Annotated in this window: 12 protein-coding genes; 9 read left to right on the top strand and 3 right to left on the bottom strand. The window is 58.2% G+C overall.

The features are described 5' to 3' along the window. Position 1: 1 nt before the first annotated feature. From EKA13_RS15235 to EKA13_RS15220, 4 genes are read left to right on the top strand one after another with little or no spacing between them, the layout of a single operon-like run. The gene (locus EKA13_RS15235) at positions 2-445 is read left to right on the top strand and encodes a GNAT family N-acetyltransferase (protein ID WP_065760235.1); all 444 of its coding nucleotides are present in this window, start codon (positions 2-4) and stop codon (positions 443-445) included. Between the two features lie 2 nt (positions 446-447). After that, entirely contained in the window at positions 448-963 is a 516-nt protein-coding gene (locus tag EKA13_RS15230) for a hypothetical protein (protein WP_065760234.1), read from the top strand. After that, entirely contained in the window at positions 963-2,984 is a 2,022-nt protein-coding gene (locus tag EKA13_RS15225; protein ID WP_065760233.1) for a hypothetical protein, read from the top strand. The genes EKA13_RS15230 and EKA13_RS15225 overlap by 1 nt, the downstream gene beginning before the upstream one ends. After that, complete coding sequence (locus tag EKA13_RS15220; protein WP_065760232.1) at positions 2,981-4,900, top strand: hypothetical protein; 1,920 nt, start codon at positions 2,981-2,983, stop codon at positions 4,898-4,900. The genes EKA13_RS15225 and EKA13_RS15220 overlap by 4 nt, the downstream gene beginning before the upstream one ends. Here the strand turns inward: EKA13_RS15220 and EKA13_RS15215 are convergent. Beyond that, positions 4,897-5,247, bottom strand: a complete 351-nt coding sequence (locus tag EKA13_RS15215; protein ID WP_083199818.1) for a hypothetical protein — start codon at positions 5,245-5,247, stop codon at positions 4,897-4,899. The two genes, EKA13_RS15220 and EKA13_RS15215, sit on opposite strands and share 4 nt — an antisense overlap. Positions 5,248-5,328: 81 nt before the next feature. Here EKA13_RS15215 and EKA13_RS15210 point away from each other — a divergent pair, with 81 nt between their 5' ends. Genes EKA13_RS15210 through EKA13_RS15190 form a run of 5 tightly spaced genes read left to right on the top strand, consistent with a single transcriptional unit; the run spans position 5,329 to position 11,869 of the window. Then, positions 5,329-7,896 carry a hypothetical protein gene (locus EKA13_RS15210; RefSeq protein ID WP_065760231.1) on the top strand — a complete coding sequence of 856 codons (2,568 nt, stop codon included), beginning with the start codon at positions 5,329-5,331 and terminating at the stop codon, positions 7,894-7,896. A gap of 1 nt (position 7,897) precedes the next feature. Beyond that, complete coding sequence (locus EKA13_RS15205; protein ID WP_065760230.1) at positions 7,898-8,236, top strand: hypothetical protein; 339 nt, start codon at positions 7,898-7,900, stop codon at positions 8,234-8,236. Beyond that, complete coding sequence (gene terL, locus EKA13_RS15200; protein WP_065760229.1) at positions 8,226-9,854, top strand: phage terminase large subunit; 1,629 nt, start codon at positions 8,226-8,228, stop codon at positions 9,852-9,854. The genes EKA13_RS15205 and terL overlap by 11 nt, the downstream gene beginning before the upstream one ends. Before the next feature lie 24 nt (positions 9,855-9,878). Beyond that, entirely contained in the window at positions 9,879-11,492 is a 1,614-nt protein-coding gene (locus EKA13_RS15195; RefSeq protein ID WP_125862935.1) for a hypothetical protein, read from the top strand. Beyond that, positions 11,489-11,869 carry a hypothetical protein gene (locus EKA13_RS15190; RefSeq protein WP_065760228.1) on the top strand — a complete coding sequence of 127 codons (381 nt, stop codon included), beginning with the start codon at positions 11,489-11,491 and terminating at the stop codon, positions 11,867-11,869. Before EKA13_RS15195 ends, EKA13_RS15190 begins: the two co-directional genes overlap by 4 nt. Before the next feature lie 306 nt (positions 11,870-12,175). Here the strand turns inward: EKA13_RS15190 and EKA13_RS15185 are convergent, their stop codons facing one another. Then, positions 12,176-12,667, bottom strand: coding sequence for a BCAM0308 family protein (locus EKA13_RS15185; protein ID WP_065760227.1), 492 nt, complete (start codon positions 12,665-12,667; stop codon positions 12,176-12,178). Positions 12,668-12,801: 134 nt separating this feature from the next. Continuing rightward, entirely contained in the window at positions 12,802-13,344 is a 543-nt protein-coding gene (locus EKA13_RS15180) for an Hsp20/alpha crystallin family protein (RefSeq protein ID WP_065760262.1), read from the bottom strand. Positions 13,345-13,357 lie beyond the last annotated feature (13 nt).

Raw genomic sequence — 13,357 nt, 5'->3', positions numbered from 1 at the left:
AATGATTCGGCCCGCAACCCATGATGATGTTCCACGCTTGGTTGAGCTTGGCACCCTGTTGCACGAAACCAGCTGCTATTCCGAGGCGGGCTATTCCGCCGAGAAGGTCGAAAAGCACCTCCGTGCCCTGATCGACGGTTTAGGCGTTGTGTTCGCTGCTGAAGTTGACGGCAAGGTTGTTGGCGGTTTCGCCGGTGCTGTTGCTGAGCAGTGGTTCAGCAATGACCTGATTGCCTACGACTATTCCGTGTTTATCGAACCAGGGCGGCGACAAGGGATCCTTGCATCCCGCCTGATCCTAACCTTCAAGGAGTGGGCCAGGATCAAGGGCGCCAAGCAGATTCATATGGGCATCACCACTGCCATGAACGTCGAAGGTACGGCGCGACTGTATCGCCACCTTGGCTTTCGTGAAGCTGGCCCACTTTTCAAGATGGAGATCTAACCATGGGTGTTGAAGTTGCTCTGGTCACTGCGCTGGTGGCAGGTACAGCAATGTCGGCTTACTCATCGGTCCAGCAAGGCAGGCAGGCCAAGCTAACCGCCGATGCTCAATCAGATCAGGCCCAAATCGATGCAGACAACGCAGCCAGCGCTGCTGTCGTGCAGGCCGACCGCATCAGGAAAATGGCACGCATCCAGGCAGGTGAGGCTAATGCCGCACTTGCGGCTTCTGGTGTTGAGGTTGGTGCCGGTACCGCCGTAAACATCAACGAAGAGATCTACAAGAACGCGGAAGAAGATGCCGCGATGACTATCTTCAACGGCGAAAACCAGCGGAAGCGCGGCTATGTCGATGCCAGCAACATATCGTTGGCTGGGAGGCAGGCCCAGTCGTCGGCCAACATGCAAGCTGCAGGTACGGTCCTCGGTGGTACTGCTCAGGGGTTCATGGGGTATTCCAACTGGAAGGCCTCTGCGGGCAGCAACGGTAAGGCTGCTGGTGTAGGAGGGAATGGTTGATGAGGATTCCAACGGGGCCAGGTATTTCCCGTGTACTCCCTGAGGCTCAGCAGAACAGGGTGATAACCGGTGATGCCAGCGGTCAGGGTCGAGGCCTCCAGCAGGCCGGTAATGCAGTCCAGAACGTCGCATTGACTGTGATGGATCAGCAGACCAGGGAGAACAAAGCCCTTGCCAGGGTTAAGGCCAACAACGCTCTGCTCGAGCATAAAACCCAAATCTCAACCATAACCACCGATTTGGCTGAGCAGGTGAGGCTGGGAAAAATCACCTACGACAAACTTGAAGAAGCCTATGCGGGTGCTGTTTCCAAGCTTGACCCGATCACCAGTCCTGGCTTGGACGAGGCAGAGCAAGAAGGGCTTGGAATTTCGGCCAAGCACTTCCAGATCCAGGGATTGGACACCATCAGGAACCTGTCCATTGCCGCTCGCAAGGATGCTGCGCAGGGCGATCTGGCTATACGCATGGACATGCTGGGCAAGGATGCAGCCATGCCCGGCGCAAACATCGATCAGATCAACGCCCGCATGGATGCCGAAGACATCGACATCGCCGGGCGTCTGGCCTATGGCGAAATGTGGACCTCCAAGAAACAGGAGTTCAAGGACTCCAATTGGACTACCCATGCCACCCAGCGGGTGGTTGCTGCACGTGATGGGCTCGGCAACCTTCAGCAGATCGAGCACGACCTGACTGCCGAAGATGGGTTCTACGCCAAGAAGCTTGATCCTGAGAAACGCAACAAGTTGCTGAACACTGTCACCGGTCGCATCTACCAGGTGAAGGAACACAACCAGCGCCAGGCTGAAATGCGTGAAATGAAGGCAGAGCGCATCCTGACCCAGATGGACAGGCAGGCCGCCACGGGCATTCCACCTTCGCCAGCAGAGCAGCAGCGCTGGCAGGCTGGCCTGTCTGGTACCTCGGCTGCTGGCGAGTACAAAACCCGCATTGCAGAGATGAACCAGGTACAGCAGGTTTTACGCCTGCCGATCCTGGAGCAGCAGCAGTACCTGGATAAACAGCGCCAGCAACTGGCGACCAACGGCGGGAGTGTCGCCCAAGTCACCAACCTCAATCGCTTGCAGTCAGCCATCGAAAGCAACGTCAAGTTGATGAAGGAAGATCCATTGACCTTCAACTCTATGCGTACCGGTGCCGACGTCGAGCCGCTGGATATCAGCGGTATCAGCACGCCAGAAGGTCAGCAGCGCTTAGTCGAGCAGTTGGGCGGGCGCTACGACACTGTTAACGCAATGCGTAAGGCCTATGGCCCAGAGGTTGCCAGGGTACCTCTGAAGGAGGGTGAGCAGACCATGCTGAAAGCAGCTCTACTCCAGGCCGACGACAACACCAAGCTGCAGATCTTTGGTGCCTTGGCCAAAGCAGCCCCTACAGGCGCCGACTTTGCTGCAACGGCCAAGTCGCTGGCGGCAGATCAACCGGTCACCGTTCTGGCCGGCATGGCGCAGTTCCGTGGGCTCAAAGGAGCCGACGGTACCGACGTGCCCAAGATGCTGCTACTCGGTCAGAAGGTTCTGGCGGATAAGTCCACGCCTCAGCCCAAGGAAGACATGCTCCGCGCCGCATTCGACGAGCATGTCGGCAACTTACTACAACCAGGTACACAGCAGCGGGAGCAGGCTTACCAAGGCTTCAAAGCGCTGTACGTGGGTACCGCTACGTCGAAGGGCTTGAGCTATGAAGCGGGAGATGACCTCGATAGCAAGACGGCCCAGGCTGCTGTCGACATGATCACTGGTGGCATTGCAGAGCGTGCTGGCGCCAAGGTCGTGAAGCCCTACGGCATGTCCGACAGCAACTTCGGCAAGATCGTGGACATCGAACTGGAAGGCCTGGCCAAGCGTACTGAGTTTCCCATCGGCCAGCTGGAGGACATGCCTATGTCGCCGGTACCGGGCAAGGAGGGCGCTTACTACCTGCTGAACGCGGGTCGTATTCAGGTAGACCCGAAGACCAATGAACCGATGATCGTTAACGTGGGGGTAGCTAAGTGAGCTGGCTTGATGGAATGGTCGACGAGGGTGAGGTAGCGAGCCAAGAGCAGCGCCTGGACAGAACTACCGAACGACTTGAGCCAGGCGCCTTTACGGGCGCTCTTGACGTTATCGGCCCTGGCCTATTGCGTGGTGGGCTTGAGGCAAGCTCGGCGGTCGAGTCCGGTTTCAGCTCGCTCTGGCAGACTGGTTTGGATACGGCAGCCAGCGTGTTGCTGCCTGAACCGAAGTTCGGTGGTACCCCGGATGTCACCAGCGCCGAGCGATCGAGCCAGGAAACGCTGGGGAAGGGCACCGCCCAAGAGGTCATGGAGCTGCGCCCTGATCCTGCTGAAGTCGGTGTTGTCGGTCAGATCCTGGGCGAGGCCGCAGCCGTCCTGCCGCGTACTGTCGCCGGTACCGTAATGGGTGGTGTTGTTGGTGGCGCTGTCGCAGCTGGTGCGCCTGCAGGTTATAGCAGCAAGCAGGTCGCCATGGCTGAAGGGATCGACGAGGGAACCGCAACCCTCAAGGGCTTGATCGATGCCGGTACCGTGGGGGTGGGTGCGATCTTGCCTGCCGCCCGGTTTGTCGGCCCGGTACTGGGAGATGCGGCAATTGCCGTAGGCGCGAACATTGGATTGGGAATGGCGGGCCGTGGTGCTACCGCTGCCATCCTAGAGAGCGGCGGCTACACAGCGCAGGCCGCGCAGTACAAGGTTATGGACGGTACTGCGCTGGCCACCGACGCTATTCTCGGGGCTGCATTCTTTGGCATCGGTCGTGCCGGTATGCGCCGACCCACCACCGAGCAGGTAGATGCTGCTCTTGCCGAGCGAACCACCCAGCACTTCGACGTAGATACTGCACCAGGTGCGCCGATCAATCCCCGGTCGGCCGTCGCTCACCAAGAAGCGCTACGCACGGCTATCAGTCAGATCAGCCGTGGCGAACCAGTGGTATTGCCCGATAGCATCCACGCTGCTGAGTTTCTGCGCGGTACTGATGAGCCAAGGCCGGTGGCGCCTACCCGCGAGCAGGCGCTGGAAACTGCCCGCCAGGAACTGGAGCCCGTCGCCCGCCAGGAACTGGAGGCAGAGGCGGCCGGCGCACTGCCGAACGTGGCCGATGTTCGCGCTGAGCTGGCCGGTGTGCAGCGCTCGCTGGATGGCCTGGACGCCACCTTCCGCGACCGCGCCAAGGAATTCCAACAGCAGGGCCAGAGCCGCAAGCGTGCAGAGGCCTCGGCCAAGCAGGCGCTCGAGCAGGAGCGGCAGCAGCTGACGGAGCGTGTCACGACCCTGGAGGATTCGCTGCAGGGCAACAGGACTGCCGAGCTTGCCCGGGGTGAGCTGGCAGCCATCCAGCGCGGTGAGATCCCGCGGCGCCTGCAGGAGCGCATGGAGTCGCGGGCCGACGATATCGCCAAAGGGTTCGAGCCGAAGCCGCTGGCCACCGGCGTGGCCGAGGGCAACCGGGTCAATATCGCCCAGGTCGCGCGACAGGAAATCGCCCGGCTGATGGCTGAGCAGGATGCCTTGCAGCCTCGTCCGGAGCCTGTGGCGCTGGATATCGGTGCACCGAAACGTGCAACACCTGCGCAACAGCCTGCAACGCCAGAGGCGAAACCTGCATCAAATCAGGCGAAACCCGCAACACCAGGCGCTGAAACTGCATCGCAACCGGCAAAAGATGCAACAGACCTTGCAGGCCCCAGCCAGATCGATACCGATCCCACCATCCAACTGGCTAATGAGGTTCTGGCACGCATGGATGATATGCACTTGGCCACGGGAGCGATGGATGCTGACGGCAAGCCGGTGACCATTTCCGCGCGTGAACTACTGGCCCAGGCAGATTCCGATATCCGTGCCGCCCAACAGGATGCCCGAGGGTTTGCTGCTGCTACCGCTTGTTTCCTGCAGCGAGGTTTTTAATACAAGGCTGGGCACTGGAATTGGGTAAATCCATCCATTTCCAGTTCCCTGTTGTAGGCGGAGCCGAGCACGTAGAGAGAGCGAGTACCCTGCTTATCCGCAATGAACCCTTTGCAGTCATAGCCGCAGGTGATGTTGGTGGTGAAGCAAATGTTCTGAAGGCTGAACTTGTACAAATTGTTCGGAAAGGTCAGGCAATCGTATTTTCCAAAGGCTGGGCAGGAAACTTTCTCTATGTCCCCAGATAGTAAAACCGTCGACCCTTCTAGACTTTTCATCTCGCCGAACGACCACGCCGATTGTGAGATGGCGATGAAAAGGAAAGGTAAAAAAGCCTTACGCAACATAGAAGGATCGTCCTTGAAATAGTCGGGAAACCGACTCTATCACCGCCATAGGCTTGCTCCTATCCCCCAAGGAGCAAGCCCATGCGCCCCGAATGTATCCAGGCCGTCACCCAGGCGATTGGTCGATCCCTTACCCAAGCTGAAATCCAAGGCATTGAAAACCGCGTTCGCCGGAACATGAAGCAATTGGCGCAGACCGATCCTGCCTGGCAGTCCAAGACAGCCGCTGACCGCCTGAATGAAGCTGCCACCAAATCCGCCAAAGACCTGGTTGCGGAAGCCGACCTCAAGAAGAAGCGCGTTGCGCTGACGATCCTGGCTCACGACCGCATCGAGAGCTATATGAAGCGCTTCCCTGGCCAGCCGCTCGAAGGGCTCGACCGGTTGTTGGCGTTCTCCAGTGACGGCAAGAGCGGTATCCAGTCCATTGAGTCAGCCACCCGCGCAATCCGTGACGACGCATTGAGCAACATGCTTGATGTTATCGATGTGACCAAAGGCAAGTTCATGGGCCTGTTCCAGGACGAGGCCGGCAACCTTGCCTTGGTGCGCGAGCTGCACGGGCAAGATTCTGGCAATGCTGCTGCCAAGGTTGCGGCCAAGCAGTTTGCCGACACTGCCGAACAGCTGCGCCAGCGTTTCAACCGTTCAGGTGGCGATGTTGGCCAACTGGATGACTGGGCCATGCCGCGTGACCATTCGCAAATCAAGGTAGCCAAGGATCAGGCCAAGTGGGTGGGCGACCACCTCAAATGGGCGAACCGTGCTAAGTACATGAACGAAGACGGCACGCCCATGAATGACCAGCAGCTGACAGAGTTCTTGAATCACGCCTGGCAGACCCTGGCCACCGGTGGTACCAACAAGATGGAGCCAGGCAACGTCGCCGGTAATGGCATGCGCGCCAACCGTGGCAGCGAGTCGCGGCAGATCCACTATAAGGATGCTGAAAGTTTCATCGCCGCACAGCAGGCCTATGGCGACAAGAACCTCTTGGAACTTCTGATCGGCCACATTGATCGCGCCGCCCGCGATATTTCCCTGGTCGAAGCCCTAGGCCCGAACCCCAACAACCAGATGCGCTACTTCCTCGATGCTGGCCAGAAGGCACAGATGGATACCGCGTTAACGATCCAGGGGAAGAAGGGAGAGAAGGCCCGGGATAGCGTCGAGAAGCAGCGCAAGAAGATCGAATACCTTTACGAGGAAGTGGCTGGCACCCGCGAACCGCCAGCGTCGGCAGCCATTGCCAACGGCTTCGATACCTACCGCGCCCTTAACGTGGCCAGCCGCTTGGGTTCGGCGGTTATCACCAGTGTTACCGACCAGGGAACGCTGGGCCTCACTGCTTCCATGAGCGGTATGCCGGTCATGAAGGTGTTCGAGAACGAGTTGCGTATGCTTAATCCGGCTGACGCTACCGATCGGCGACTGGCGCAGCGTGCAGGCCTTGGGTTGAACCAGATGATCGGCAGCCTGAACCGCTGGGGTGCTGATGGCCTTGGCACCACTGAGCAGATCTCGGGCCGCATCGCCAAGTTTTCTCAGACCGCAGCCAGCAAGGTGATGCAGGTGTCAGGCATGAACGCCATGACTGCCGGCGCCCAGCGTGCGTTTGGTGCCGTGATGATGGACACCATAGGGGATATGTCGCGCCGCTTCCAAACCATCGCCAGCATGGATCCTGCCGACAGCAAGCGGCTACTTGGTCAGGGTGTAACTGAAACTGACTGGGCTGTCTGGCGTCTTGCGCAGCCGGAGGACTGGCGTGGCTCAGGAGATACGGTGCTGACGTCGGGCAGTATCTACCGCATACCGGACGCCGACCTGGTGCAACTGGCACGTCAGCTCAAGACCACACCGCAGCGCCTCAAGGATCAGGCAGCCACCAAGCTGCTCGGTACCGTGCTGGACGAAACCAATATGGCCATCATCGAGCCTGGCGCACGCGAAAAAGCGTTCATGCACGGCGGCGTGCAGCGTGGCACGGTCAAGGGCGAGATAACGCGCTCGTTCTGGCAGTTCAAAAGCTTTTCTATTGCCATGATGATGCGCCACTTCAAGCGCGCCATGGCCCAAGAAACCGGCTGGGGTAAGGCCGGGTACATGGCCGCATTGATGGCCAGTACCACGGTACTTGGCGGTATGGCCATTCAGCTCAATGAAATTGCCAGTGGGCGCGACCCCAAGAATATGCTGGATGACGGCGTGTTGGGGGTGCCTGGCCTTCGTTTCGGTGCCGCCGCATTCCTGAAGGGTGGTTCGCTCGGCCTGTACGGCGACTTCCTATTCAGCAACCAGACGCAGATGGGAACCTCATTCGTTGCTTCAATATTTGGGCCAATCGCTGGTGACATCGATTCCATCGCGAACCTGAAAGGCAGTGCCACGGAAGGCGACGTCGACAAGGTTGGCGGCAACCTGGTTCGTCTGCTGAAGAGCCACACACCAGCGGCAAACCTTTGGTACACCAAGGCCGCAACTGACCACATGATCTTTCACCAGCTGCAGGAGTATTTCTCCCCTGGCTATCTGCGCAACATGCGCCGCCGCGCGCGCAAGGACTTTGGCCAGCAGTTCTGGTGGGAGCCTGGCGAAGCAACGCCAGATCGCGGCCCAAGCCTTGGCGCAGCTGTAGGGGGGCGCTGATATGCGTGACGATCAAATCACCCGCCTGCAGGCGCTCAGCGAACGCTTGGGCGAGGTCGTTATCACCGAAGTAGATCCGCACAACTGGCCCGGAGCCGAGAAACCCCCGGCTGAACTCACCCAGCAGGAGCGCGGCGACCGGTACTGGTGCAAGAAAAACGCCGCCGCCACCATGACCCTGCTGCTGAAGGTTGTGAACATCGCCGGCGTGATGAACCGGCAGAAGCCGGCGCCAGACGCTGGCCATGCTGTAGACGAACTGGAAGGCGAGTTGGCGGCCGCTGAGCGCGAAGCCCAGGCGATAATCGAGAAGATGCAGCGAAGCGGTAATGTCCACTGAGCCCGAGAAGAAAGTCAGCCTACTGGTTTTCTTCATGCTGTGGGCCCGGCGCATGCGGTGGGATGTGCCGGTTATCCACGTTCGCGCACTGATATGGCTGGAGGCTAAAGGGCCTCTGGCCGTTTTGCGTTGTTTCCGGGGCTTCGGTAAGTCGACCCTGTTGGCTATCTATAACGCCTGGCTGTACTACAAGAACCCCACATTCCGAATCTTGCACCAGTCGGAGTCAGACCCGACTGCCTACAAGACCAGTCGTGACACGCAAAACGTAATCCGGAACCATCCATTGACCCGCCATCTGCTGCCGCCCAACCAGGGCACGGTGGAGCAGTGGTGGGTGGAAGGCGCTGCTGACTTCCGGAACGCCAGCATGTTCGCCAAGGGCATCCTGTCGAACGTCACGTCTGCACGGGCCGACGAGTGCCAGAACGACGACGTTGAGGTACCAAGGAACATTCAGACGCCTGAGGCCCGGGAAAAGCTTCGGTACCGTCTGGGCGAACAAACGCACATTCTGGTACCGGGCGGCAGCAAACTGTACATCGGCACCCCGCATACGCACGACAGCCTGTATGACGAGGTCGAGAGCATGGGTGCCGACTGTCTGACCATCCGCATGTTCGATCAGGAGCATCGGATAGACGATGCCAAGGAGAACGTCTACGACGTGCCATTTGTGCCAGAAGTGGTGTTCTCTGGTATCGGCAAGCACGCGCGGGTACTGGTGGTTGGCAAGGATTACCAATTAACAAAAACCGGTATTGCCTTCTTTACAGCACCCGGCACGTTGGTCGATTGCTATGCCGGTAGTGCTTGGCCTGAGCGCTTCGACATGGCCACGTTGGAGACGCGCCGCCGCGAAACCCGGACCATCAACGAATGGGACAGCCAGTATCAGCTGCACAGCAAGCCGGTTACCGAGGTTCGCCTCGACCCGGCCCGGATGATCCCATACGACCTGGATCCGGAGATCCGCTACGCCAACGGCGCCTGCGCCATGTACCTGGGCAGCACGCAAATCGTCGGCGCTGCAGCATACTGGGACTGCTCATTGGGCAAGGTGAAGTCGGACGCCTCGGCCTTCTCGTTGATCCTCACTGACGCCCGCGGCCAGCTGTACTGGCAGGTGTGCAAAGGCCTGGAAGGCGAGATCGCCGAATTCGACGAGCGCACCGAGAAGATTACCGGCGGTCAGGTCAAACAGGTTCGCGACCTGGTCATCAAGTACCAGATCACCCGTGTCGTCGTGGAGACGAACGGCCCGGGCGGCTTCGTCCCGACCATCCTGCGCCAGGCACTCAAGGGCACCGGCTGCGGGGTAGGGGAAGAGCACAGCTCAACCAACAAACAGAAACGCATCCTCGACGCCTTGGAGTCGCCGCTGTCGGCCCGCTTCCTGTGGGCGCACGTCGACGTGCTGCGCGGCCCTCTGTGGGACCAGATGCGGGACTTCAACCCGGCCCTCACCGACCAGGACGATGACTATCTCGATTCCGGATCCGGCGCCATCGCCCAAACCCCAGTACGCATTGGCCGAATAGTCGGGAAACCGACAGAGGCTCGGCGGGACGATTGGCGCACTAATGCGGGCGTGCACGAGGTGCAGGTCGACTACTGAGCCCGCGATTCAAAGGGGCCAACCATGTCAGTTCAACCCGGAGTCACCTACAAGCGCTACGCCGCCAACGGCGTGACCACCGTTTTTACCATCCCGTTCCTGCTACTGGATGCGAGCGATCTACAGATCACCCTGGATGGTGTTCTGGTCACCTCGGGTTTCACGTTGACCAACATTGGAAACCCAGCCAGCACTTGTACCTTCGCGGCACCGCCGAGTGGGGATCTGCTATTCCAACAGATGATGCCATTCCAACGCTTGAACGATTACCAGAATAACGGTGACCTTCTGTCGGGAACGGTTAACCGAGATTTAGACCGGCTCTGGTTGGCCGTCAAACAGATCAACCGGGACAGCGGCCGAGCTTTTACTGTTAGCCCACTTGAACCTGAAGGCATTCCGCCACTGCCTATAAAGGGCTTGCGGGCCTCAAAGGTGTTGGCATTCGACGCCAATGGCGACCCTGTGACGTCTAATCTCACGCTTGCACAAATAGAAGAACAACCAGCTTTGGCTGTCGAGTCTGCCCAGGCAGCGGCCGCTGCCGCTGTTGCTGCATCATCGTCAGAAAGCTCTGCAAGTTCTTCAGCCGCAGCGGCAGCAGCGTCGGCGGCATCAGTTGATGGGAGGGCAGGACGCTTCTTTGGTGAGCTTGTGGCACTCCCGAGTCGCAGCAGTTCACCAAATGGCGTTGTAAAGGCTGATGGTCAACTGATCTCTAACGCATCCTCTCAGTACCCTGCCGCTGTAGCAGACCTAACCAGCGGTACCCCATCTGTTCCGGTAACGACGCCGTCCTTGTGGCTGTCGGACCCTACCAAGCGGCTGTGTTGGGCGTATGACAGTGCAGCTAACCAGATCCGGGTTCCAGACTGGAACGGCAAGTCGGCAGGCTCGCTTGGCCCGGCATTTTTCCGGGGTGATGGAAGTCTTGGATTTGCCCCAGGATCATTGCGCCAAGACCAGCTCCAAAATATTACAGGCGGATTAGGCATTAATGCTGGGGAAGGCTTAGTAGTAGCTGGTGGTGGACTTACTGGGGCATTCAAGTTGGGGGCGGCTGTCACTGCTCGCCCACAGGGTGCTACAGCATCTGGTTACGCAGTTGCATTTGATGCCTCTGGTTCTGCCCGTACAGGTACAGAAACCTTCCCTACGCACGGTGTTGGTGTTTGGGGTGTGGTGCTGTTCGGCTCAGTAAGTAACCCAGGGCTTGCCGATGCAGCCGTATTGGCAACCAGCTACGCCAACCAACAGGCGCAGCTAAACGCGCTGGATTCTGCAACTGGATTTGCCTATGTCTACTTCAATGGCGGCTCTGAGAGTTCGCCTGTGAACGTTGCGATTAACTCTCGCTATGAGGTGGCAAACCCGTTTGGCGACCACCCGGTGATTTGCGTAGCGCAGTTCCTATTCAATGGTGAATGGGAAACCTGTACACCTGCAGAGTTTGGCACCACTACGGCCTCCTATGGCGTACTGGCTGCCGGTCGAAGAGATAAAATTGTTGCTCGAACAGGATCAGCTGGCCTGCTTATTAACACGCCTATCGGGCAGTTAATAACGACGCCTACTTATCCAGCATCGAATCAAACAGCCCTCCCTTGCAGGGCGCAGGTTTGGAGGGTTAAGGGATGATTTTTCCTGTGTACGCAAAGGTCGGTGAAAATTTCCAGCAAATTGGCGGCAACTGCCCGGACGGATTCATTGCGATGGTTGGTGCTCGGCCAGAGGATGATCGCGCTGCTGACTACATTGCAATGACAGACGGGACTTGGGCCATTGACCCGATGATTGCCTATCGTGCGGCGGTTGAGGCAGAGACGGCATGGAAAGCAGCAGAGTTGCTGGTGGTTGCCGATCAGCTGTTGCGCATCGAGGATGGTGACCCTGCAGCGCTACCTGGTAATGATCGCCAGTGGCGGGACTATCGCATCCAGTTGCGTGCCTGGGTGGAGGGGGTGGATCATTTTCCTGATGTGGCTTGTCGGCCGGCGCGACCGGTTGCGGCTTGATATAGTTGTGCTCTGTGGAGATCGTCGAAGTTCCCCAGCTGTGATTTTTTAGTACAGTTTCTAGTACAGCTAATGCCTTTCCTCTGTGGTCTTGCCAGTAAATACTGGTTATTTCCTGCTAAATTCGAGTCTCTTCGTCCGCACCATCTAAGCGTTTGTTTTTAAAGGCGTTTTTCAAGACTTCCCTTCAAATGGGAGCGTTTTGGGAACACTTTGGGAATGAACAGGCGAAAAGGGCAGCCCATGTGGCTGCCCTTTGTCGTTTCTGACTGCTGATTTTTACCTCTGGGTTTGATCTGTGTCGAATCAGTCTCGACGCCAGTCCACGCTGAGGTAGAACTCGCTGTCGCTGTAGCGATAACTGGTGTCTCCGTCGTAAGCAGCTTCCAGGTCGTGGCCGATGCGATTGGCCAGGTGCAGGCCGGTCGTGGTAACCAGAACCTCATCGCCATCCTCTGTTACATCAATCAGTCGTTCCAAGGCGTGCTCGGCCTTTTCCCTTGCTTCTGTATTGCGGACAAGATGAACAAGTTCCTCGCGGTGCTTTTGCAGAAATGCTCCTGCCAGCCGCACTTGGCCCGCTACTGCGCGATCGGCGATACGCCTGCAGGCCGGGCAGACAAAATTTTCGACTGAAACGTGGGACGCATCAGCATGCCATGACCACTGACCTGCATGGTATTTGGCGCCACATTCCGGACATTGCGCTGAGCCACCAGGTCGGTGCGCTTCCAGGTATGGATCTGTTTTGTCTGTTTTGAACAGCTTGTCTTTCTGGCTGTGCTGGTATTTGTCCATTGCTGCTCTCCGATGCGTACTGAGGTGCAGCGGTCGGTGACGCATCAAGAATCGAGGTGGTTGCCCTGTTAGGGTCTGTGGCATTTTCCCAGACGCCCCTTGCCGTGGGCGCGACAAGGGGCAAGGGTGCAGCATCAGCTGCTTTTAATGGGCACGACCTTTTCTGGCTTGATGGCTTCAGGCTTTTTCGGTAGCGATATGGTCAATATGCCTTTACTGAAGCTGGCTTCGATTTTGTCGGCGTCGACCTCTTTGGGCAGGTTGAATACCCGTTCAAACGAGCCATAGTGGCGCTCGGAGAGGTAGTAGCCCTTTCTTTTCTCTTCCTTGTCTTCTTTCTTTTCGCCTTTGATGATCAGGCTGCCATTGGACAGTTTGACCTCGATGTTTTTTTCATCCATGCCGGGAAGTTCGGCCGTGATTTCGTAGCTTTTTTCTTTATCGGAAATGTCCACGGCGGGTACATTGCGGCTGATCAGTTCCCTGCGCCAGAAGGGTTCGGCGTCAAACAGGCCTCGGCCGAATGGGGTGGAAAGCGAGCCTCGGTTGAAATCCTCGAACAGGTGATCAACCTGCTGACGGAGTTTTTCGAAGGGGCGCCACATATCTGAGGTGGCCAAGTGCTGGCCGGGTTTTTCTTCTTGCTGGACCGGCATTTTTTTTACGGAGTTAGCCATTTTCATATCTCCT

This window comes from Pseudomonas defluvii (assembly GCF_001695625.1).
Lineage (GTDB): Bacteria > Pseudomonadota > Gammaproteobacteria > Pseudomonadales > Pseudomonadaceae > Aquipseudomonas > Aquipseudomonas defluvii.
The sequence above is the reverse complement of the archived record's forward strand: the minus strand, read 5'-3'. Positions and strand labels throughout refer to the sequence as shown.